34 protein-coding genes are annotated in these 22,279 nt (G+C 29.3%); 12 read left to right on the forward strand and 22 right to left on the reverse strand.

The window, feature by feature from the left end:
• The first annotated feature begins 145 nt into the window (after positions 1-145).
• Positions 146-385 (forward strand): hypothetical protein, encoded by a 240-nt coding sequence (locus CD135_RS10155; RefSeq protein ID WP_103269408.1) that lies wholly within the window; start codon positions 146-148, stop codon positions 383-385.
• A 741-nt stretch (positions 386-1,126) separates the two neighbouring features.
• On the opposite strand, the gene CD135_RS10165 is transcribed toward CD135_RS10155, so the two are convergent.
• Positions 1,127-1,924: a glycerophosphodiester phosphodiesterase family protein gene (locus tag CD135_RS10165; protein WP_016998744.1), complete on the reverse strand. Its 798-nt coding sequence runs from the start codon at positions 1,922-1,924 to the stop codon at positions 1,127-1,129.
• Positions 1,925-2,336: 412 nt separating this feature from the next.
• On the opposite strand from CD135_RS10165, the gene CD135_RS13245 reads away from it, so the two are divergent.
• From CD135_RS13245 to CD135_RS10180, 5 genes are all read left to right on the forward strand, one after another.
• A complete protein-coding gene (locus CD135_RS13245) occupies positions 2,337-2,900 on the forward strand; it encodes a hypothetical protein (RefSeq protein ID WP_258027592.1) in 564 nt (187 codons plus the stop codon).
• A 73-nt stretch (positions 2,901-2,973) separates the two neighbouring features.
• Complete coding sequence (locus tag CD135_RS13250) at positions 2,974-3,225, forward strand: hypothetical protein (RefSeq protein WP_258027594.1); 252 nt, start codon at positions 2,974-2,976, stop codon at positions 3,223-3,225.
• A gap of 1 nt (position 3,226) precedes the next feature.
• Positions 3,227-3,361, forward strand: coding sequence for a hypothetical protein (locus tag CD135_RS13255; RefSeq protein ID WP_246520820.1), 135 nt, complete (start codon positions 3,227-3,229; stop codon positions 3,359-3,361).
• A 17-nt stretch (positions 3,362-3,378) separates the two neighbouring features.
• Positions 3,379-4,341: a threonine ammonia-lyase gene (locus CD135_RS10175; RefSeq protein WP_016998742.1), complete on the forward strand. Its 963-nt coding sequence runs from the start codon at positions 3,379-3,381 to the stop codon at positions 4,339-4,341.
• A gap of 291 nt (positions 4,342-4,632) precedes the next feature.
• On the forward strand, positions 4,633-5,049 hold the full coding sequence (locus tag CD135_RS10180) for a YolD-like family protein (RefSeq protein ID WP_103269409.1): 417 nt from the start codon (positions 4,633-4,635) through the stop codon (positions 5,047-5,049).
• Between the two features lie 170 nt (positions 5,050-5,219).
• Here the strand turns inward: CD135_RS10180 and CD135_RS10185 are convergent, their stop codons facing one another.
• The 19 genes from CD135_RS10185 to CD135_RS10265 all read right to left on the reverse strand — a co-directional run bounded on the left by CD135_RS10185 (position 5,220) and on the right by CD135_RS10265 (position 14,626).
• Positions 5,220-5,702 (reverse strand): hypothetical protein, encoded by a 483-nt coding sequence (locus CD135_RS10185; protein ID WP_103269410.1) that lies wholly within the window; start codon positions 5,700-5,702, stop codon positions 5,220-5,222.
• A complete protein-coding gene (locus CD135_RS10190; protein ID WP_103269411.1) occupies positions 5,683-5,949 on the reverse strand; it encodes a hypothetical protein in 267 nt (88 codons plus the stop codon). The genes CD135_RS10185 and CD135_RS10190 overlap by 20 nt, the downstream gene beginning before the upstream one ends.
• A gap of 386 nt (positions 5,950-6,335) precedes the next feature.
• The gene (locus CD135_RS10195) at positions 6,336-7,145 is read right to left on the reverse strand and encodes a VOC family protein (protein ID WP_103269412.1); all 810 of its coding nucleotides are present in this window, start codon (positions 7,143-7,145) and stop codon (positions 6,336-6,338) included.
• Positions 7,146-7,301: 156 nt separating this feature from the next.
• Positions 7,302-7,433: a hypothetical protein gene (locus CD135_RS13260; RefSeq protein WP_258027593.1), complete on the reverse strand. Its 132-nt coding sequence runs from the start codon at positions 7,431-7,433 to the stop codon at positions 7,302-7,304.
• A 5-nt stretch (positions 7,434-7,438) separates the two neighbouring features.
• Positions 7,439-8,104 carry a hypothetical protein gene (locus CD135_RS10200; protein ID WP_103269413.1) on the reverse strand — a complete coding sequence of 222 codons (666 nt, stop codon included), beginning with the start codon at positions 8,102-8,104 and terminating at the stop codon, positions 7,439-7,441.
• Positions 8,101-8,322 (reverse strand): hypothetical protein, encoded by a 222-nt coding sequence (locus tag CD135_RS10205; protein WP_103269414.1) that lies wholly within the window; start codon positions 8,320-8,322, stop codon positions 8,101-8,103. The genes CD135_RS10200 and CD135_RS10205 overlap by 4 nt, the downstream gene beginning before the upstream one ends.
• 120 nt (positions 8,323-8,442) lie before the next feature.
• Positions 8,443-9,225 (reverse strand): hypothetical protein, encoded by a 783-nt coding sequence (locus CD135_RS10210; protein ID WP_103269415.1) that lies wholly within the window; start codon positions 9,223-9,225, stop codon positions 8,443-8,445.
• 106 nt (positions 9,226-9,331) lie between these two features.
• Complete coding sequence (locus CD135_RS10215; protein ID WP_103269416.1) at positions 9,332-10,708, reverse strand: SH3 domain-containing protein; 1,377 nt, start codon at positions 10,706-10,708, stop codon at positions 9,332-9,334.
• Between the two features lie 34 nt (positions 10,709-10,742).
• Entirely contained in the window at positions 10,743-11,051 is a 309-nt protein-coding gene (locus CD135_RS10220) for a phage holin (protein WP_103269417.1), read from the reverse strand.
• A 51-nt stretch (positions 11,052-11,102) separates the two neighbouring features.
• Positions 11,103-11,321 carry a hypothetical protein gene (locus CD135_RS10225; protein ID WP_103269418.1) on the reverse strand — a complete coding sequence of 73 codons (219 nt, stop codon included), beginning with the start codon at positions 11,319-11,321 and terminating at the stop codon, positions 11,103-11,105.
• Positions 11,321-11,980, reverse strand: a complete 660-nt coding sequence (locus CD135_RS10230) for a hypothetical protein (RefSeq protein WP_103269419.1) — start codon at positions 11,978-11,980, stop codon at positions 11,321-11,323. The genes CD135_RS10225 and CD135_RS10230 overlap by 1 nt, the downstream gene beginning before the upstream one ends.
• Before the next feature lie 60 nt (positions 11,981-12,040).
• On the reverse strand, positions 12,041-12,688 hold the full coding sequence (locus CD135_RS10235) for a BppU family phage baseplate upper protein (RefSeq protein WP_103269420.1): 648 nt from the start codon (positions 12,686-12,688) through the stop codon (positions 12,041-12,043).
• 4 nt (positions 12,689-12,692) lie between these two features.
• A complete protein-coding gene (locus CD135_RS10240; protein ID WP_103269421.1) occupies positions 12,693-13,130 on the reverse strand; it encodes a hypothetical protein in 438 nt (145 codons plus the stop codon).
• 10 nt (positions 13,131-13,140) lie between these two features.
• Entirely contained in the window at positions 13,141-13,464 is a 324-nt protein-coding gene (locus CD135_RS10245; protein WP_103269422.1) for a hypothetical protein, read from the reverse strand.
• 68 nt (positions 13,465-13,532) lie between these two features.
• On the reverse strand, positions 13,533-13,730 hold the full coding sequence (locus tag CD135_RS10250; protein ID WP_103269423.1) for an XkdX family protein: 198 nt from the start codon (positions 13,728-13,730) through the stop codon (positions 13,533-13,535).
• Complete coding sequence (locus CD135_RS13030; protein ID WP_174700878.1) at positions 13,730-13,891, reverse strand: hypothetical protein; 162 nt, start codon at positions 13,889-13,891, stop codon at positions 13,730-13,732. The genes CD135_RS10250 and CD135_RS13030 overlap by 1 nt, the downstream gene beginning before the upstream one ends.
• A gap of 29 nt (positions 13,892-13,920) precedes the next feature.
• Complete coding sequence (locus tag CD135_RS13035; protein WP_180991117.1) at positions 13,921-14,088, reverse strand: hypothetical protein; 168 nt, start codon at positions 14,086-14,088, stop codon at positions 13,921-13,923.
• 36 nt (positions 14,089-14,124) lie between these two features.
• Positions 14,125-14,316, reverse strand: coding sequence for a hypothetical protein (locus CD135_RS10260; protein ID WP_103269424.1), 192 nt, complete (start codon positions 14,314-14,316; stop codon positions 14,125-14,127).
• A gap of 118 nt (positions 14,317-14,434) precedes the next feature.
• Entirely contained in the window at positions 14,435-14,626 is a 192-nt protein-coding gene (locus CD135_RS10265; RefSeq protein WP_103269425.1) for a helix-turn-helix transcriptional regulator, read from the reverse strand.
• A 164-nt stretch (positions 14,627-14,790) separates the two neighbouring features.
• On the opposite strand from CD135_RS10265, the gene CD135_RS10270 reads away from it, so the two are divergent.
• From CD135_RS10270 to CD135_RS10295, 6 genes are all read left to right on the forward strand, one after another.
• Positions 14,791-15,171, forward strand: coding sequence for a helix-turn-helix domain-containing protein (locus CD135_RS10270; protein WP_103269426.1), 381 nt, complete (start codon positions 14,791-14,793; stop codon positions 15,169-15,171).
• A gap of 141 nt (positions 15,172-15,312) precedes the next feature.
• On the forward strand, positions 15,313-15,933 hold the full coding sequence (locus CD135_RS10275; RefSeq protein ID WP_103269427.1) for a hypothetical protein: 621 nt from the start codon (positions 15,313-15,315) through the stop codon (positions 15,931-15,933).
• Between the two features lie 12 nt (positions 15,934-15,945).
• Positions 15,946-17,088 (forward strand): hypothetical protein, encoded by a 1,143-nt coding sequence (locus CD135_RS10280; RefSeq protein WP_103269428.1) that lies wholly within the window; start codon positions 15,946-15,948, stop codon positions 17,086-17,088.
• A gap of 94 nt (positions 17,089-17,182) precedes the next feature.
• Positions 17,183-17,554, forward strand: coding sequence for a hypothetical protein (locus CD135_RS10285; protein ID WP_103269429.1), 372 nt, complete (start codon positions 17,183-17,185; stop codon positions 17,552-17,554).
• An 18-nt stretch (positions 17,555-17,572) separates the two neighbouring features.
• Positions 17,573-18,034, forward strand: coding sequence for an ImmA/IrrE family metallo-endopeptidase (locus CD135_RS10290; protein WP_103269430.1), 462 nt, complete (start codon positions 17,573-17,575; stop codon positions 18,032-18,034).
• Positions 18,035-18,046: 12 nt separating this feature from the next.
• A complete protein-coding gene (locus tag CD135_RS10295; RefSeq protein WP_103269431.1) occupies positions 18,047-19,273 on the forward strand; it encodes a tyrosine-type recombinase/integrase in 1,227 nt (408 codons plus the stop codon).
• 93 nt (positions 19,274-19,366) lie between these two features.
• Here CD135_RS10295 and rny read toward each other — a convergent pair whose 3' ends face one another.
• Positions 19,367-20,926, reverse strand: a complete 1,560-nt coding sequence (gene rny / locus CD135_RS10300; protein ID WP_016998658.1) for a ribonuclease Y — start codon at positions 20,924-20,926, stop codon at positions 19,367-19,369.
• 203 nt (positions 20,927-21,129) lie between these two features.
• Positions 21,130-22,200 carry a recombinase RecA gene (recA, locus tag CD135_RS10305; protein ID WP_016998657.1) on the reverse strand — a complete coding sequence of 357 codons (1,071 nt, stop codon included), beginning with the start codon at positions 22,198-22,200 and terminating at the stop codon, positions 21,130-21,132.
• Positions 22,201-22,279 lie beyond the last annotated feature (79 nt).

Consider the following 22,279-nt stretch of genomic DNA (forward strand, 5'->3'; position numbering starts at 1 on the left):
GATATCTAGTACATATTAATAAGTTAAACTTTATGTTTAATTTTTATCTATAACGATTACTTTAGTAAATTAATATCGTTTTATAGTATAATATACTTAAATGTAAAAATATGGATATATATAAACTATGAAAGGAGAAAGTACTATGAGCGATTACATTACTAAAGTAACTTTTGAACAAATGAAAAAAAGAATAGATGATAAATTTGAGCATTTATCCGATAAAATAGATGATTTATCTAAGATTATGGAAAATAATATGAAGCCCATGGAAAGTAATGTGAAATATCAAATCTCTGAAATGAAAAATATACAATTCAAATGGTTCATTGGGACAATGATAGCTATTGCTGGTGTAGCTGGAAAAGTTTTTGGGTTGTATTGATTATGTGTTTTTTTTGAGAGTTATAAAATTAATAAATTATAATGACGAAAGGAGAAATCAGTATGAGCGATTACATTACTAAAGAAACTTTTGAACAAATGGAAAAAAGAATAGATGATAAATTTGGACATTTATCCGATAAAATAGATGATTTACTAAAAATCATGGAAATAATATGAAATATCAAATTTCTGAAATGAAAAATATACAATTCAAATGGTTCATTGGCACAATGATAGCTATTGCTGGTGTAGCTGGAAAAGTTTTTGGGTTGTATTGATCGTTTATTTCTTTTTTAATTCATTCTAAAGAATAGCTATTATTCCAGTTAATCAATAATTAACAAAAAGTTATTTATCTAACATCTAGGAAAAGATAAAATGGATGAAAATAACAAGAAAACACTCAACAATATAATAGGATGGTCTATAGGTGGAATTGGCCTATTATATTCAATCGTTAACGGATTCGGTGGGTTATAAGTATTAGGTCGTGTTAATAATTCCTTTATTTTTTAAAGATAGATTTGTAAACATTAAAATATATTTCTTACAGTCCCCCTCATTTATAAACCTTCAAAAAACTTTTGAAATTCTTTTCAAACAATTAATATAACGTAAAAATATCATATATAAATAAAACGCTTTTCATTCAAATAATTTATTAATAAGTTATCTTTTTTATCATAAAACCCAAAAAATCCTGCAACCTTTGGGCTGTAGGATTTTTTCGTGCAGTATATTATGGGTTGTTATTGAAAGCACCGTCAACATTCAGTTCTTTCATTTCCTTAACTTCGTCTTCATTATTTAAAGTAAAGACATGTACTTTCAATCCATTCTTATGAACTTTTTCTACTAATTCTTTGCTTATAACATCCTTATTAAAACCTAATCCATATGTAAATTTAGATAATCTTTTTAATTCTTTATTGTTTAAATCTTTTACATCTTTATCATCTATTAAATGAATTAACGGTATATTTTCATTTAGTTTATGTATGTTTTGTAAACTAGTTTCAGAGAATGATTGAATAATTAAATTCCCGCTTTTCAAGCCATCTTTTTTGAGTAAACCATTCTTTTCTAAGTCTTTTATCAACTGCTTATCCATTCCCGGGTACATATCTGGGTGTTTAGTTTCGATGTAAAAATTAGTTTTATCTTTATACTTATCCAATACTTCATTTAATTCAGGAACTTTTTGATTTTCATATTTTTTATCAAACCATGATCCGGCATCTAAGTTTTTAATCTCTTTTAACGTTTTATCCTTAACTAAGCCAGTTCCGTTTGTTGTTCTATCTACTTTATTATCATGCATAGCAATTAATTTATTATCTTTAGTCATTTGTAAATCTAACTCAGTATAATCTGCTTTTTGCTTTATTGCTTTATCATAAGCAACATATGTATGTTCTGGTTTAGAACCACTTGCACCTCTATGAGCTATGTTCAAATAATCTTTATCTAAAGTACTACTCCCACAACCTGCTAATAATATACAATTTAATATACTAATACCTATCAATTTCTTCATGTTGTTCTCCTACATTTTTATTTGTCTATCTAACTAATATAGTATCATTTATTCAAATAAAAAATAAGCTAATAAGGTTCGTTTGGTAATAACAATGACATTTGAAACCCTTCAATTGATAGTCGTCAATTACTGGACTTTATGGTAATTTTTATCACACCCTCCAAAATAATACTGTGACTCTTTGAAGTGTGAATTTCTTAAATTTAATAAAATAACAAATTCATAGCAATTTACAAAATTATTATAATCAATTATACTATTAATAATTAAATAGATGTGCTGCTATTATCCCCGGGTAAAAGCATTTAAAGCACCGAAAATTTATTCCATTAGGGCCTGTTTTACAGGAGGAATAAATTTTCGGTGCTTTTTATTTACTTCTATTTAAAACTTTAAGGAGTGGTTTCTATTGGTAAAAATAAAATCTTTAGATAGTGAATCTTTAAAACTGTTACTATCTATTAATGACATTATTCAAATTGTCGAAAATGTATACAAAAGTAAAGCGTGCAATTCAACTATGACATGGCCAACTATATTTTATGAATTTCAAAAAGGAAAAGCAGATATGGATATTAAATCTGGATATATTCAAAATGAAAATATTTTTGGTCACAAAACAGCAAGTTGGTTTCAAGAAAATGAGGTTAATGGATTACCAACTCTAAATGGTTTAATAACTATTTATAATGCAAAAAATGGTATACCAATTGGGATTACTGGCGCTGAATATATAACTGGTATAAGAACAGGTGCTTCAAGTGCTGTTACTATAAAGCATTTAGCAAATAAAACTTCTGAGGATTTACTAATTATTGGCTCAGGTAATCAAGCATTATTTCAAATAGCATCAGCTGTTACAGTATTACCTAATTTAAAAAACATAAGAGTATACAGTAGAAATATTGAAAAAACAAAACTTTTAACATCAAATTTAAAAAAGAATTTAAAAGAATTTAAAAGAAAACTTTAATATTTTTATCGATGATATTGAAATAATCAATGTAATTAATTTAAGAGAAAACGTAGAAAGTAGTGATGTAATAATTACAATCACACCATCTAAAGAACCATTAATAGAAAAAGAGTGGATTAAAAAAGGTACTCATATTAGTTGCGTTGGTGCTGATATGCCAGATAAACAAGAGATTGATCCACAGATACTAAAAATCGCTAAGGTATATGTAGATGACTTAGAACATTGCATAAAATCCGGTGAAATAGAAAAAGCTATAAAAAAAAGGTACAATAACTGCCAAAAATATTTATGGTACTGTCGGAGAAGTAATTATAGATAATATACGAGGGAGAACAAGTCAAGATGATATAACTGTTGTTGATCTAACAGGAATGGCTTTACTAGATATCGGAACTGCTTATCACGCACTTAAATTAGCCAATCAAAATAACATTGGGACAACAATAAATATTTAATAAAGGAGAGAACATTTATGACATTTAATTTTCAAGACACAAAAGATGCCTATAATCGTATTAAAAGCTATACAGTAAAAACACCTTTAGAAGAGTCTTTTTACTTAGGAGATGATAATAAAAAATATTTTTTTAAATTAGAAAGTTTTCAAAAAGTAAAGAGTTTTAAAATTAGAGGAGCGCTCAATAAGATGCTTACTTTAAATAATGAAGAAAAAAAGTCTGGTGTAGCAACAATTTCTTCTGGTAACCATGGAAGCTCAGTAAGTTATGCAGCAAAATTATTAGGAATAAGAAACGTGAAAATTATTGTTCCGGAATCCACACCACAAAGCAAAATTGATAAAATTGAATACTTTGGTGGAGAAGCCATTCTATTGGGCAAAAATTATGATGAAGCAAATTCATTAGGGATGAATTATATACTAGAAAATAATTTAACTTATATAGACGCTTACTATGATGACCCATATATATATGGTGGTCAAGGTACTATAGGTATTGAAATTTTGGAACAAAACCCTGATATAGATACAATTGTTGTACCTATTGGTGGTGGTGGTTTAATTACAGGTATAGCTGTAGCTGCAAAACATATTAAACCAGATATTAAGATTATTGGTGTACAAACCGAAGCATGTCCTGCAATGATTAAGTCCTACCAACACAATACATTTTATGAAGAATACCCTAATACAGATACTCTTTGTGATTCTCTCATAGGTGGAATAGGAAAACTTAGTTATAAATTAGCAAAAGATTATGTTGATGAATTTTTAATAGTATCTGAAAATGGCATTGCTAAAGCGGTAAGTTTTATGGCTAAACAAGAAAAGTTTATTGCTGAAGCTGGTAGTTGTACTACAATCGCTGCAGTTAACGAATACCCAGAAAAAATTTCAGGAAAAAATATTGCATTAGTTATATCTGGCGGTAATATTGATGGTGAAATTTTAACAAATATTTTACGTAATCACTAATTTTAAAACGACTACCCTTTTTCCCATTACAAACCACAAAAATAATCCTACAGCCCTAATGGTTGTAGGATTTATAATCACAAAATAATTATTTTGCGTATTCTGTTCGTATTTTTTAATACTTCTTTATACTTACTTTATGACGACTTTCTACTATATAAATGGTAACATTTATTTTATAAACCAAAACGATACTTATTTATACTTCATATAACTTTTGCCCCGAATTTGCCCCTAAATAAACTTTACAAATCAGAACATTTGTTCGTATAATGTGTATGAGGTGATTATATGAAAGTCATTAACCATGACATGCCAGAAGCATATAAATACGAAACAGATTATAGAAAGATACCAAGAGAATATCTTAACCCACGTATACCACATGGACGTGGAATGATTAAATGGGCACCATTTGCGACTATGCCACAACAATATGAAGAAATTAATCAACACATACGTGATCAAGATAAAATTGAGAAACCAGAATTAAGCGAATCAGCCCTAGCCGATTTAAACCATGTATTGTTAGAAAAGATGTTTTATAACCCATTTTCTACTATAAAATACTGGCATAATGGATATATTAAAGAATTGAAGTGTGAGATACACAAATTTGATAAGATGATGAACTCATTGCAGGTTATTAACTATGAAGATAAAGGTATTATGTACTTAGATATGGATTGTATTCTGGAGATAGAGTGAAAATAAAAAAGAGGCAACCGTCGCAACAGTTAACCTCAAAACGGGTTATACCGAAAAAAAAGATATAACCATAATATAACGTAGCACTTGCTTAACCACGCCAGTACGATTGTACTGTTTCCTCGTTAATATTATACCATAAAAAAGCCCACCTTAATTGGTGGGTTTAGTTATCTGAAAAAAAATCCCGAAAATACTATTGCAGCTATAATTCCTAGAGCACTCCACATAGTAGTACTTCGAATACTGCTTAATTTTTCTGTAACTTCAGCTTTTAAAGTGTTTATTTTAGCGTCCATTATATCGCTAACAGATCTATCAATACTATCGACGTTATTATTAAGAGTACCTACAGATGATTTAATTTCAATTACTTCTTCTTTTAATTCAGTTACTTTCGTTCTACAACTAGTAACTTCTTCTTTTAATTCTTTATGATTCTCTTTATAATCACTAACAAAGTTTCTAAAATCTTCATTTGAAAAATAGGACATATTATTCCCCTCCATCACAAAAGACATTTTAGTACTTTTATTAATTTTACTAAAAGTTTTATTATCTTTAAATGTTCTTCCATATTGTTCATGTGTAGTTTTTCTTTTGTATCCTGCTGGGTTAAAATTATATTCCAGGTTATTTTTGAGTGCCGTCATTTTTCTTCATCTCTTCAACTTGTTCTTCATACACGTCTATCATACCATTAATTCCCTCTCTAAGAGAGTATAAAGCATTCGGGTTAATAACTACACTTATACTTTTAGGTTCAGTTTCAGGTATATTACAATCAAAATTTAAAACTAATTCATTTAGGTTTATATTAAAACCTATACCATTTGCATAGAATATTTCCTTAGCTTGTACTCTTTCTCTTTGTTTTGGATAATCTTTAAATTGTTCCATTTTGTGTTCCCCTTTTTTAGTGTAATTAAATATATATTACACTAAAATTTAATTGGACAAAAGATAGAACTTAAATCGAACAAAAAAATAACCCTACCTAGTTTCTACTAAGTAGGGTTGTAAATAATTGGATTATTATTTTTGATTTTATGGAATTGAGATAATAGTCTATCTAAAATAATTATATCATAATCAATAACTTCAGTTAACTAATATTATTTGCTAGTATCAGTATAAATTGGGCATTTTACTCAGAATTTAAATATTATATAATAACTATTGTACATGCTATTAATATAGCAACTTTCAAATTAAGTAATCTAGAACTCCTGTTTTTGTAAACTAGAACTTGCTTTTGATAAAACTCGTGATTTGTTTTGATTACTTTAATTTTTACATGCTACTAGTGATTCATTATTATGAATTGTAATTTCTATTCCATCTACGGTAACTGTTTCTTCTTTAATAATTGATGGATTATAAATATCAATATGACTTAAACCATAGCTTGTTGTATTACTAATTCTAACAGTATTAGATTGCCATGTATTTACTGCAATATGATGATGATAATCGTTTGTTGACATGAATAAAGCTTGTGGAAAGTCAGAAATATGTTCAAGTCCTAATTCATTAATGTAAAACTGTTGTGACAACTCTAAATTAGATGTTTTTAAATGTAAGTGTCCAATTTTCGAATCAGATGGCATTTGTTGCCATCCCTTTTTAGTTCGTTTATTGATTAAATCATTAAAGTCTACCTGTAAGGTATCCATCTTCACTTTATTATTCTCCCACACCCAATCAGTTAAAGGCTTATCATAATAAACTTCAATACCATTTCCTTCTGGATCTGAAAGATATATTGCTTCACTTACCAGATGATCTCCTCCTCCAACAGGGATGTTAAACTTCGAAACATGAAATAGAAAATCAGCTAAATCTTCAATTGTTGGTAATAACAATGCAACATGAAACAATCCAGATTCTTTCATAGAAGGGTGGCGACCTTCTTTAAGCTCATTTAAAGTTATTGTATGTCCATTTGATCCTACTTTTAAAATTGCAATATCCTTATTTTCTGAAGCGAGAGTTAGCCCAAGGATATTTGTATAAAAATCGATCATATCTGATAAATTCTTAACATTTATTGTTATATTGGTAACTTGAATTGCCGTTTTATCGTGAAAATTCATTCTATATTCCTCCAATTTTATATTAATATATAAGTTAATATAAAAATTATATCTACGTCAATTATCTTGACTCATCTATTTTACATACTCACCAATCTCTTACGATATTTAGACACAAAAAACACCCTAGCCTATTTTGGAAAGCTAGGGTTTTGTTTATAACCTTTTCTTTAAACTATTTACTTCATTTTCTAATTTTTTTATTTTTACTGACTTACCATATAGCGATAAATATAAGAGTGCCATCGTTAATAAGTATAGTAAAATACTTATGGTATCATTAAACATAAAATTCACTCCTTACTATCAATATATTCCTTTATATCAATAACGAAATTATTCACTAATTCAAATACTTCATATAAAAACTCGAATACCTCTCTACTATTGTATTCAAAATAGACTATTTCTTCATATGAATAGCCTTCTACATTCTCATAATTTATTTTTTCATCGTTAACTAATATGTTGTTATCTATGCTATCTTCGTTTCCAATTATATCAACATTTTCAATAGTTATACCGTTTTGTTCTGTATAACCAATTGATTTAGTAATGGTTTTCTTATGAGTATTTATTTGCGCATGTTTTTCTTTATTTTGCATATTATTAAACTGATTATAAGTGTTTGTAACAAATAAATTATCGAAAATATTTTTGCCCTTTTGATCATCAACTCCAAATCTTTGTTTTAAAAGTTCATAATATCTTTCCGTGTTTTTAAAGTCTTCTTTATTTAATATATACGGCTTTTCACTTTTGCTTATATTGTTGTGGTTTCTTAAATATTGTATAGAATACTCCATCGACGATTTAAATACATTTAATAATAAATTAATCATTATCTGATCGTTCATATCTATAACTTCTTTTTTCTTCAGTTTATCTATTTGGAATAAACAAAATTCTAGTTTTTGCACACTTTGTTCATGCGAATCTAAATCTTTTAATTTCTTCATATAACTACCTCTTTTTTATGGTAATTATCTTTAATAGTATGAACTAGTATAAAGTATCTATCTTCTATTTCGTATATAACTCTATCTTCAAATTCTAATATTCTGCCGAATTTATATTTTGATAAAATGTTTGTAACAATATCTTTATTTTCACTAACACATATTACATTAGTTTTCGAATTTTCATAATCCCATATATGTTCAAACAAAATGTACATACAGACACCTCTTTTTAAGTGTATTATAACATGTTATTTACTAATTTTACGCAAAAAAACACCCTACCTAGTTTCCTAAGTAGGGTTATAAATTTAATACACTTTATAATTATTTTGATATTATTCATGCCATTTGATGTTTATATTTATTTTTTTGATTATATTATTAACTTTATCATGGACATTGGTAAAATCTATATTAATAAAAGATCTTACAGTTATATCGTCATCGGTTATTACCATTAGAGGTACGGACAGATTTTGAAAATCACTAAAGTATTTATCATATTCTCTTATGATTCTATTATAATACATAACAGGATTTATAATAGAATCATTGCCAGTGAAATTAAAATTGTTTGTAACTAGATTGTTTGGTACTTCATCATTATTGTGAATGATTTTTTGATTTAAATTGTAATTTAAATACTTATCATATGGTTCTATAAATATGTTGATTTGATAAATGTAATAATCCAAAACTTTTATTAAATTGTTTAAATCCCTTTTTATCTCATAATATTTATTATAATTGAAATTAGAATCATCAATATTGTTAATGTAATACTCTTCAATTGTTTTTTGCATATCTTTCAATATATTTAAGAAATATTCGTTTCCATAAGAATTGATAAAATATGTTATGAGATCTAATCTATGTCCATATTCAGATTCAGTTTCCGGATTATTTCTTACTGCTTCTTTATATTGGTTTAAATTATGATTAAATGCTTTGTATGACCTTTCAATGTGTTTTTTTCTATCAATTATATTTTCTTTAAGAATGATTTCTGTTCTTTCTCTTTTTATTCTATTGCTATTTCTTTCTTTGTAAAAAGCTACTATTGTAACAATTAGTCCAATTACCGTTAAAAGTCCTACTATTATATTAAATAGATTCATAGTTATACCAACTTTCACTCTAAAATAAATCTAGGCACTAAAGCACCTCAATTATAAGTTAAAATAACTATAACCCAATTATATTCTTATAACAACTAAAATACAATCAACTAAATGTACCCCAAGCACTACCAACTCGTTGCCCTTTACCATTTGATTTACCAATTGGCATATAAACAGTTGCACCACTGTATACTTCCCAACTTATCCAAATATAACCTTCATAATCTTGGACCTCACTGTAATTAACTGATTGGTTATATTCTAAACCACCTGCTATAGGATTATGAATACTGGGCCCTGTGTATCTAGTAACGATACCTTTTTTAGTTTTACATGTAAATGTGCCTTTTTCACCTTTATAAAGTATCCCCCATTTATTCACTTTATAACCGTTAACCGTTTTAGTACCTTTTTTCTTAGCTGGTTTAGCTGCCTCTTTTTCAGTTGGTATAGTTGTTCTATCAGGCACATCATTACTTGCAGGACTACCAGCTTTTAACGATGGATCATTGTAATACTTTTTAATTTCTTTAATAAAGTAATCTTTTAATTGGTTAACTATAGAAGTAGGTGCAGCGCCTTTTTTAACTGGGTCCCAACCTGTATGGAGTGCCATGCTACGATGTGGACAGGCAGTTGGAACGAATTGACAATGCAACATCACTGTTGAACGATTAACAGGTAAGCCATAGTACAGCATATCAGCTGCAGCCTTTTTAAATGTTGCTTGTTCGTTTGCCATAAAGTCTTTGTTGTTAGCACTCATTGATTCGTTTACTTCATAACCAATATAACTATTATTACCGTTAGTATTAGCAACATGCCAAGCTACACTATATGTGTCTATTGCACGCCAAACTGTTTTTCTATCTATATAGTAATGAGCAATACCTGCTTCATAACGTGCCACAGATGCGTTACGCAAGTTATTAAAATCTTGTTTAGCAGTTGCGCTACCAGCAGTGTTATGAATAACTACGCCTTTAACATTGCCACTACGGTTAGCCATTTTATAATTAATCGTATGGTTAATTGTTTCAATTTTAGTAGATTTAGAAACGGCGCCTTTTTCAGCATCTTCATAAGGTGGTCTTATCACGCCTAAGAAATCTTTATAATCATGGTCTTCGACAAAAGCAGCAGGTCTTCCAGTTTTCAAATTGGCATTAAACCAATTCTGGTCGATACTATTAAATAATGTGCCATTAGCTTCAGTAACGATACCTGTGTGTCCATGTGTGCCTCCATAAACAAATATATCTCCTGGTTGTGGTATCTGTTTCTTGCCTTTGATTACTTGGAATCCTTTAGGCCATTTAAAATTAATAAAGTCTTTTGCGTCTCCTGTTGGATGTACATTCCAATATTTTTTAGTAAATTCAATAATAAACGTTGCACACTGTGCTCCATATGGTTGACCTGCTGTAAGTCTTTTACCCATATTATTTACTGCCCATTTTACGCCTTCTTGTTTTTTCATTTAAAACACTCCTTTTCCATAATAAAAAAGCCGACTATTTAGCCGACTTTCTTGGTTTGATATCGTTTGGTTTTTTATACTGTCTTGCCATTTCTGAATCTGTTATCCCTTCTGACGTATCATCAATGATCGAGTTATAAAAAGATACAACAACCATTGCTAATACATACGGATTAGATATCGCTTGTCCGATTATCGTGAATAGTGCGTTCCAACTTGTAATATCCTTACCTGTCACACCAAAGTATGTGCCGATTGGTACTGCGATTGATAAGAATATTTTGAACCAAAAGTGTGGATTACTTGCTCGTACTTCCCAGTTAATACCTAAGAAATTTTTCATTTATATTTCCTCCTTAAATTAAAAAAGACACTCGTGATAGAGTGACTTAGATTATTCTTCTTCCCATGTCCACTCATCAGTTGCCATGATATCTTGTGCTTCTGGTGCGTCTATAATTTGTACATCACTATTATTGTGTAAGTCATGTGCTAGTATTTCTGCATACTCTAAGTGACAAATTGTTTTCTTACCGTCTACGGACTTACGCCAATATTTTGTGTTGTAGCCTAATCGTTGAAAAAACTCCATTTCTGCTATAACAAATTTCATTATAAATTCCACCTTTCTTTTTCTAGTTGGTAGTTGTTTTTTATTTCTTGGTCGTTAAGTATCCTGTTGTATACTTTTATAGATTTTAAGGTATCATCTAATGATTTCGTATTATTAAAATTAAATATATTCACTAATTTAAAATCAATTGCTTCCTCTGCATAATCTGAAATGTTACCTGTTGAAAGACCATTGACGTATACTTCACATTTTAAATTATCTTGAACTAAAGTAATGTGTTTGATTTTAGACAAATCTTTTTCAGTACTATTACTAATACTTTTCAATTGATATGAACCAGTAGATTTTCGTCTGTTTCTCATTACAAAATGTGCTGATGTGTTGATATAGAAATAATCAAGGGTATGATTTCCGTGAAATAAAATTTTATCTCCTGTACTGTTATTAGAAAATGATAATGTTATTTCAATAGTACGTATTGATGTGGCTGTACCAACCGTTAAATTATCATCAACTCCATCAAACTTTAAACCTTCGTTATATCCACTTTCACTATTGTAAGCAAAATTTTTAAGTGTTCCGTTATTACCATGACCACTCAAATCTTTAGCCACATCTTTGCTTACATCATTGTTTCTCATACCTTTAAAGTCATACCACAACACTAATCCATCTTTAACAGGATTAGGGTATAACAATTCATTTCCTTGATATATGAACGGGATATTCTTATCTCCTAATTTAACTTGTGTGATACCTTACACCTCACTTATGAAATACAATGTATTGCTGTCTTTAGTTTCTAATTGATTATATTCATCTCTTGTATATATTCTAGGAGGTGCTAATAAGGTATCTCCTTTTGGTCCTTGTTTACCTCTTAACTCTTCTTTATTTTCTGGTGTTAAATCGTCAAAAGTTAACTTATCCCCTTTTTCACCCTTAAATAGTTCTGGGGATTCGTTCATTATTTTTTTAACAGTATCCTCAACTAAGTTGATATTGATTTCTTTTGAAATCGCACCCTCAATGCCACTGTCTTTTATAGCAAAATGGAAGTTTGCTACATGAATAGATTCTTTCTCATTCTTTAAAAATAACTTAGCGTTAACTGTGCCAGGATGTTTTATGACTTGATCAGTTATTTTATATTGAATTAACCCTTGTTCTGCTAGGACAATATCAAGTTTTTCATTCATAAAAATAGACCCATCACTGTGAAATAGGTCTAATTGTGGTTGCATATTAATAGAATTTAAATCAAGTTTTTTATTTAACCAATGAAGGTATATCCTAATAGACGCTGTGCCTTTATCTTCTGTATAAAAGTTTGCCTTAATGTTCCCTTTATCAGCAGAATTAACATTAACGCTTACGTCTATATCTTTATTTTTATATATAGCCATTTAATCACTCCTTCTCATATTCGTGAATAGAACCTTTTGAGTTGATTTCTTTCTTATACTTTTCTGTTTTGTCTTGTTCGTGCTTGTTACTTATCTTGAAAACTTCTTGGAAACTCTTAAACCCAACTAATGCAAAAACGGCCAATCCTATATTTGGATATGTGAATAAATACGTCACTGAAATTAATGTGAAGAACACACCACTTAATCCATTCACAAACATTGATAAACCATGATATTTAAAGAACATTGACAATATATATAGTCCTGTAATAATCAAAGCGAATATACACCAGCCAATTTGACTGGGTATCACCTTTAATAAAGACTTATATAATTCAGATTGTTCATTAGTAAATAAATCATCAGCAAAAAATAATGTGAGTGCGAAGTAAGGTGCATAAAGAATATTAATCTGTTCTATAGTCGCTAGTTTTCTCATTTTTAATCACCTACCATATGCCTAACTGTTTGAGTACAAAAGTTATAATTGCGGAAACGATAACTGTTATACCTCCAGATAGAATTGAATTTTTTACTGTTTTTCGGGTGTCTTTTTGTGCTTCTAATAAATTTTCTAGTTTTTTGTCGATTGTCCCAACGTCCTCAATCAAATCATGAACGACCCACTTTAACCCTTTTTCATCTTCTGATATAGATTCATCTACTTTTTTTAATTCTTTTTTCAAATAGTCTAAATTCTTTTTTAAATCTTTAATGACAAGCCGTAATTTAGTTGGGTCTTTCAAATCTTCGTTGCTCATGTCATCAATCAATCTGACACCCACTCTCTATAAGTTATTTATATATAAAAAGACACTGAAATTAATCAGTGCCTTGTGATTTATTCTGCTTCGATTGTTGCTTGGTATGAATGTGCGTGAACATTAACGTTTGTAGGTTCATTTGGATTAACCTTATATGGCTCTCCTGTAATATCTTCGTATTGTTCAGGCGTTATCCATTCATAGTAAGTAGCCTCTGCTATTTCTTCTTTACTCATCATGTTAAAGCCATATAATCTTTTCAGTGTTGAATACATTATTTTTTGCCTCCTTCACTACCTAACATTTGTTTCGTTAAGTTTGCAATGTCTTGCTTTAATGCTTTGATTTCATTATTATGCTCTAAGTCATTTTTGATTAGTTGCATATTCAAAGCATCTAGTTCATCAGGAGTAATATTCCCTTCATCTTTAGGCAAACTCTCAAGCCATTCCTCACGAGTAGAGCCTATCCACTCATTACCATTAAAGTAGAACGGACTGTATATTCCTTCTGGTGGCGAAACTTCTGTCCACTCATCATCGGGATATTGAAATTCTCCTTCTTCATCTTTTTAGAAACTAAGAAAAAAGCTTCTAAAGTATCTAGTGTTTCAATACCAGTACTACAAAACATCGCAACATCAGTAATGAAAAATTATTTAGGTCTCGATTAATCTAACTTGAATTCAATGCTATCGATTTGTACATAATAATTATTTTTCAAATGTGGCATATATTGAATTTGCTTATTAATCATATTTTTAGAAATTGACATTTCTAAATTATCTAATGTGCCAACTTCTACAGGTCGTCTATTACCTTCTTTGTCGTAGAAGTAATAGATGACTATTTTTTTAGCCACTTCTTACCCTCCTTTTCCGTGAACTGACTGGTCTATCATGTTCACTGCTTAATAGTTATAATTAGTTTGTGTTGGTCGAATAAATCATATGTTCTAATTACAACTATTAGTTGTTTTATTATTTAAAAAAAATAGTCCACTCAATATCAAGTATAGATCCAATCTGTTTAGCTATTGCAACAGATGGTTGTTTTTTATTATTCTCAATCATGTTGTAATATTGACCTGTTACACCTAATAATTTAGCCATATCTTTTTGTGTAAGATTTAATTCTTTTCTAATATCTTTTACTGAAGATAAAGTAATCATGCTATCACCTCTTTCTGTATTACAACTTTAAGTGTTATATATAATATAATACAACTTTTTGTTTAAGTCAATAGAAAAATACAACTTTTTGTTGTTTGTTAAAAATAAACTAATAGTTTATATTTATTACATAAGAAAAACAAGATAATTTAGGAGTTGGAACTATGTCCAATAAAGAATTAGCATCTAAATTAAAATTCTATAGAAAACGTAAAAAGTTAACTCAAAAAGATGTCGCTAATCATTTGAATATAACTCCACAAGCTTATCAGCGTTATGAATCACAAACTAATACAAATGAACCTAGTATAGATAATCTAAAAAAGCTTAGTAGCTTGTTTAATATCAAATTAAACGATTTAATAGATATTGAAGAAAATGAAAGTGAGAAAGTTTCTCTAGAAAATGCTGAAGTTTTAATGTTCTCTGATAAAGAAGGTTGGGACGAACTGCCTGAAGAACGTAAAAAAGAAATTATGAGAGAACTATCTGATTTAGCTGATTTTTATATAGAGAAAGATAAACGTGCAAAAGGTGAAAAATAGAAAGAAAAATATAAACTGATTTCATTCAGCTTATATTTTTTTAAACAAAATTATATTGTATTAAATTATTAGACATTTTATTATTAATAGTAAGTACATAAATTGTAGTTTGATTAAAATTTAAATTAAGGGGATGTATAATTGAAAAACAAAAATAATTTTCAAAAAATACCGAATAACGGTATGCCTAAATGGGTAAAAAATACTTTAATTATCATTTCAATTGTATTTTTTGTAATTATATTAATGGGAATATTAGTTGCTATAACTTCGACTAGTGAAGATTCCGACAACAAAGTAGAATCTAACTCAAATAATGACAAATCAGAAGATAGTAAAATTGAAGAAATAGACAATGACGATGATGAGACAGAAGAAGAATCGGAAGAATATAAAGCTAAACATAAATTTATGAATACACCTAAAGATGAGTTTAATATTTTAAATGCTACTAATGTCAAAGATGTTGAAAGAAATCCAAATGATTTTATAGGTAAACCTTATAAATTTGAAGGAAAAGTTATCCAAGTATTAGAGGAAGACATATATAATAATTATAGAATAGCTATAGATGATGAATATAGTAGTGTTGTTCTTGTGGAAATAGTAGATCTATCTAATAATGATAACCGAATATTAGAAGATGATTATGTAACAGTTTATAGTCAATTTGAAGATTTAACTTCATATGAAACAGTATCTGGTTCAGAAGTAACGTTACCTAAATTCTTTTCAGATAAAGATATGATAGATATACAATAAGGAGATGCATAAATGAAAAAAATACTAATAGCTGCCTTATCAATTACTTTATTGATAGGAGCATGTGATAATCAAAGCACTAAAGAAAGTAAAAATAGTAATAAAAACGAATCAGTTAGTAAATCAAAAACTAATAAAAAAGAAGAAAAACAGTATAGAAAAGAATTAAGACAATTTTTAAGCACAGACTTAGCTAATTACGAAACAATGTCTAACTATATAGAGTCTGTAGAAGAAGATATTGATCCGGATAATATTATTACTGCATATCGACAATATGCAGATGAGTTTAAAAGAAGTTTAAAAGAACACAAAAAGAAAACAAAAAATATGAATGTAAATAACAAGGATAAAATAGTAAATGATTTCTTTGTAGAATTCAACTTATCTTTTACGAGTATGTTAAATGGTTCATCTGATTTGATAGAAAAACTTCAAAATGAAGAAATAACAGAAGACGAATTTAATGAGAAATTAGACAATTTACAATCAACTTTAGAATCACGTTTAGATAAAGCTGACAAAAACTCTGAAGATATTTCAGATGAAGAAATAATAAAAATCATTGGAAAAGACTTGTTCAATGAGTACGAAAGAGTATTAAATAAATTCTCTGAAGAAGATGTTTCTGAAGAAGCCAGTTCAAGCGCAAATAATGATACAGATAGCGATGATACAACATCATCCATGTACACCGAAGATGATTTTAAAGAAGTTAAATCTGAAGATATTACTTATACACAACCTGTTGGTAATTTAAATGTAAACTTTAAAGAAATGAAAACATATAAAGTTAAAGTTACAGAAGAAAATGAATACAACTTCGAAAACTATTCTACAGGAGATACAGCGTATGTATTAGGAATAGAACTTGAACTTGAAAATACATCTGAAACACCAAGTGAATATTTTATCGATCAAGCAGAGATTGTAACAAATAACCAAGAACAAATAGAACCATCATTAATCACGCCAAAAAAATTAATTAAAACTGAACTAAAGGGAAAAGTTAAATCAAGTGGAATGATTTATTATGAATTGGAAACATCCACTGCAGACAATATAGAATGGCTAGATTTTATACTGCCTGAAATGTTTGACGATGAATCTATGGATGTCACATTTGAAGAAAAGAAACTAAGATTAGAATTTTAATAAATTTTAAATTTAGCTGACCACTAAATATACTGGTCGGCTTTTATTACAACTTTAAACCGAACATACGTTCTAATATTAGGAGGAATTTAACATGAATACGAACACTTTAATTGAAATACCAGAAAGATATAAACAATTTAGAATGGATATTACTAATTTTGCTACTTCAAAAGATAATAAGAGAATTGAGAATAATGATAAAGGTATCTGTATCTACTTTGATGATACAGATAATATAGAACCATTATTATTTGATAGAGATATAGTAATACTCGATGATGAATTTAATGGTACACCTTTTTCGAAATATGTAGCTGAAATAAGATTTTGCGATGAAGAACACTTTGAAATTAAAAAATTATCTAATTATGTATCTGTTGATAATTCAACCTACCCTATCGAAGATATAAATAACTTAAATATAATTGGTAAGGTTATTAAATTAATTAGATCATTTGATTAATATTGGGGAGGTTGTTTTATGAGAGTGGAAGACATTGTTAACGAAATTACAGCATATACAATTTTGGATAGAAGTGATTTGAATATCGATTATATAAGTAGCATATATAACATTATAGTAGTATATAACTCGCCTACTACATTATATGCAAAAATTAGAAATAGAGATGTCATATGCGTTAGAAATGATAGTTCTGAAAATATGTGGCATGAATTCTGTCATGAGTTTGCTCACTTCTACATGCATTTTGGTAATCAAACAAAAATGAAAAATTTATTTAATTATAAACAAGAAGCTGAAGCTGAAAAATTTTCATTATTATTACGTATGCCTGAACGTTTAATAGTAACTAATAATTTATGGACTGTAGATTTAATTATAGAGTATTTTAGAGTGTCGTTTAAGGACGCTTATCGACGTTTGGAGTTACTAATGAATAGAAGTAAAACGCATCGTCTAATAGGTATTAAATCGATTTAGGAGGTATTTAACATGTGGATGACTGAATATAAAAGTAGTAATAATAAAATTAAATATAGATTTTACGAAAGATATACGGATGATCTGACTGGTAAAGTTAAAAGAGTTAGCGTAGTTATGAATTCCAAGACTAAGCAGGCTAAAAAAGAAGCACTTAAATTATTAGATGAAAAAATTGAGGGGTTAAAAAATCAAGTTAAAATCGAAGGATATGACACACTAACCTTTAAAATTGCGTATCAAATGTGGGAGAAACATTATAAAAATAATAGTAAAAATAAATATTCTACAATGATCACATATTTAACTAAAGGCAAAATATTAAGTAAAATACTTGATTTTGATATATTAGTACATAAGCTTAATTTACCTTATTTACAAAATTGTTTTGATAAGTTGAGAAAGTTTAATTATTCTAATCAAACCAATAGAGATGTTCTAAGAATCTTTAAGAACGTAATGAACCATATAAAACTATATTATGGTATATCTTTTCCATTTATTAATGATATTCAAGTACCAATCAAAACAAAAACATATGAAGAAATACGAGCAAAGAAGAATAACTATCTAGAAAAAGATGAATTAAAATCAATTCTAGATGAAATTTATGTTATGAAATTAACTGCAAATAATATTGATAATAAACGACATTATTTATTTATGTATTATATTGTTAATTTTTTATCTTTAAATGGTATGAGGATTGGTGAGTTGTTAGCAATTGAAACTAATAATATTGATTTTCAAAACAAAAAACTAACTATAGATGGAACAATATTAAGAATTCAAAATGAAAATGGTCATTATGGTGTCAAAGATACTACAAAAAACCAATCTAGCTACAGAACAATAGAATTAACGAATCGAAGTTGTGAGATTCTAAAGTCTTGTATTTTAGAAAATAAAAAAGCTAATCAGTGGGATAGCAGATATACTGATAGGGGATTTGTATTTACAAACTATCGTGGAAATCCAATTTATTTTAATAGAGTAAACGAGGCATTAAAAAAGGCATGCGATAATCTTAAAATAAGCAGAAAAATTACAACCCATACATTAAGACATACCCATATCTCATTTTTAACACAAATGGGCATCCCTTTAAAAACTATCATGGAGAGAGTTGGTCACAGTAACCATAAAACTACTTTAGAAATATATACACACGTAACAAATCAAATGAAAAGTGATATGATAAATAAACTAGAAACGCTGGAAAGAAAAGATAATTTTTAATCAAATTGCCCCGAATTTGCCCCGAGATTCGGTTTATAACATAATAAAAACCCTCTAACCGTTGTGGTTAAAGGGTTTTAAATTTCAAAGCAACTATTTTGCGTATTCAGTTGCTCTCATCTCCCGGACAACTGTCACTTTAATATGCCCTGGATATTGTAATTCACTTTCTATTTGGTCTTTAATACCTTTTGCTATTCTATGTGCTTTTAAGTCATCAATATCTTCAGGTGATACTATTACTCTAATTTCTCTACCTGCTTGAATCGCATATGCTTTTTCAACACCGTCATAGTCTTCAGATATTTCTTCTAATCTCTCTAGTCGTTTAACATAGTTTTCTAATGTCTCACGTCTAGCTCCTGGTCTAGCAGCGCTTAATGCGTCTGCAGCAGCTACGAGTATAGAGATGACTGATGTCGGTTCTACATCCCCATGATGAGAGTGTATTGCATTTATGACTGTATCATGTTCATGATATTTCTTAGCAAGTTCTACCCCTATTTCAACATGGCTGCCTTCAACTTCATGATCGATAGCTTTACCAATATCATGTAATAAACCTGCACGTTTCGCTAATGTTTCATCTTCACCTAATTCAGCTGCTAACATTCCTGAAAGTTGTGCAACTTCTATAGAGTGTTTCAGAACACTTTGACCGTAGCTTGTACGATATTTCATTCTTCCTAATATCTTAACTAATTCTGGATGTAAGTTATGAATACCTAATTCAAAGGTAGCTTGTTCTCCTGATTCTCTCATCAAGTCATCTACTTCTCTTCTTGCTTTTTCAACCATATCTTCAATTCGACCTGGATGTATACGTCCATCAGATACTAAATTAGTTAAGGCTGTCTTAGCAATTTCTCTTCGAATTGGGTCAAAACCAGATAATATTACTGCTTCTGGTGTATCGTCTATAATCAAATCTACTCCTGTTAATGTTTCTAAAGTACGTATATTTCGACCTTCACGACCGATGATACGTCCTTTCATTTCATCGTTTGGTAAATTCACGACTGATACTGTTGATTCTGAAGTATGATCTGCCGCTAATCTTTGTACTGTAGTAGCTAACAGTTCCTTTGCTTTCTTATCAACATTTGATTTAAGTTCACGTTCTTTTTCCTTTACAAGTACGGCAATATCATGTGACAGTTCTTCTTCGACTTTTGAAAATTGCTCTTTACGAGCTTCTTCGCGTGTCAATCCGGAGATGCGTTCTAGTTCTTGTTCATGTTTCGTTATTATGTCTTGAACATTACTCTCTTTTGCATCTACCTGTTGTTGTCGCTCTTCAATTTTAGCTTCTTTGTTTTCTAGAATTTCATCTTTTTTGTCTAAAAGATCAGATTTGCGCTCTAAATTTTCTTCTTTTTGAAGTAATCTTGATTCTTGTTTTTGTAGGTCACTTCTTCTCTCTCGAATTTCACTATCAAGATGATCTCTAATTTGTTGATTTTCTTCTTTTGCTTCTAGCAATTTCTCTTTCTTTAGGCTCTCAGCTTCTTTGTTCGCTTCACTTAAAATATAGTGAGCTGACTGACGAGCTTGATCTTGCTTTTTCGTTAAGCTATTTTGTGCGAAAAAGTATCCTACAACAACACCTAGAATAACTCCTAGCAAAATGAGTAAGAGGGTTAATAAGTCCACATAAACACCTCCTTCTATCTAGGTTTTTACGTCTTATATATACAAAAATATGATTAAATGAAACTATGGAATCATACAACTCAATTGTACGTTTAAATTTGTACAAGTGTCAAGGACATCACCTTTATTTTTCATATGATTTCAATAAAAAAGCGTTCTATAAATCATCTCATTACAAGTGATTTATAGAACGCTAATAAAAGTTATTGATCTAGCAATGATTCTTGCTCAGGATTTTCTTCTTTTTTATCTTTCTTATCTTTCTTAGCTTCTTCTTTAGGTTTACCATTAAAACCTAATTCATTTCTAAGAATAGAATCAATTTCTTCAATGATAGCTGGGTTTTCTTTCAAGTATGTTTTAACATTTTCTTTACCTTGTCCCATTCTTTCGCCATTATAAGAATACCAAGCACCTGATTTATCGACGATTTCATATTCAACAGCTAAATCGATTAATTCGCCTTCACGTGAAATACCTTCACCGTACATAATATCAACTTCTGCTACTCTAAATGGTGGTGCCACTTTGTTCTTAACAACTTTAATCTTAGTACGGTTACCTACAACTTCTTGACCTTGTTTCAATTGTTCGGCTCTACGCACTTCTAAACGAACAGAACTATAGAATTTAAGTGCACGACCACCAGGTGTAACTTCAGGGTTACCGAACATAACGCCTACTTTTTCACGGATTTGGTTGATAAATATTGCAGTTGTATTTGATTTAGATATTGCAGCTGATAATTTACGTAAAGCTTGGCTCATTAGACGAGCTTGTAAACCAACGTGTGTATCGCCCATTTCGCCTTCAATTTCAGCCTTAGGTGTAAGAGCAGCTACAGAGTCAACGATAATAATATCAACAGCACCACTTCTTACGAATGCTTCAGCAATCTCTAGTCCTTGTTCCCCGTGGTCAGGTTGTGATAAATAAAGGTTATCTATATCTACGCCTAAATTCTTAGCATAAACTGGGTCTAAAGCATGCTCAGCATCGATAAACGCAGCTACGCCTCCTTGACGTTGAGCTTCTGCAATAGCATGAAGCGCAACAGTTGTCTTACCAGAACTTTCTGGTCCATATATTTCAATAATACGTCCTTTAGGATATCCACCTACTCCTAAAGCTTTATCTAATGTAATAGATCCACTGGACACAGCTGAAACTTCTCTACTTGTGTTATCCCCAAGTTTCATAACTGCCCCTTTACCAAAGGATTTTTCCATATTCTTAATTACTGTATCGAGTGCTTTCTGACGTTGTTCGTTCACGCGATAACCTCCTATATATATAAAATGAGTTTACTTGTTTAATTAGCTATCATTTACTATAAATCTTTTTCTCTTAAAA

The organism is Mammaliicoccus lentus (assembly GCF_002902755.1).
In the GTDB taxonomy this organism is placed as follows: Bacteria; Bacillota; Bacilli; order Staphylococcales; family Staphylococcaceae; genus Mammaliicoccus; species Mammaliicoccus lentus.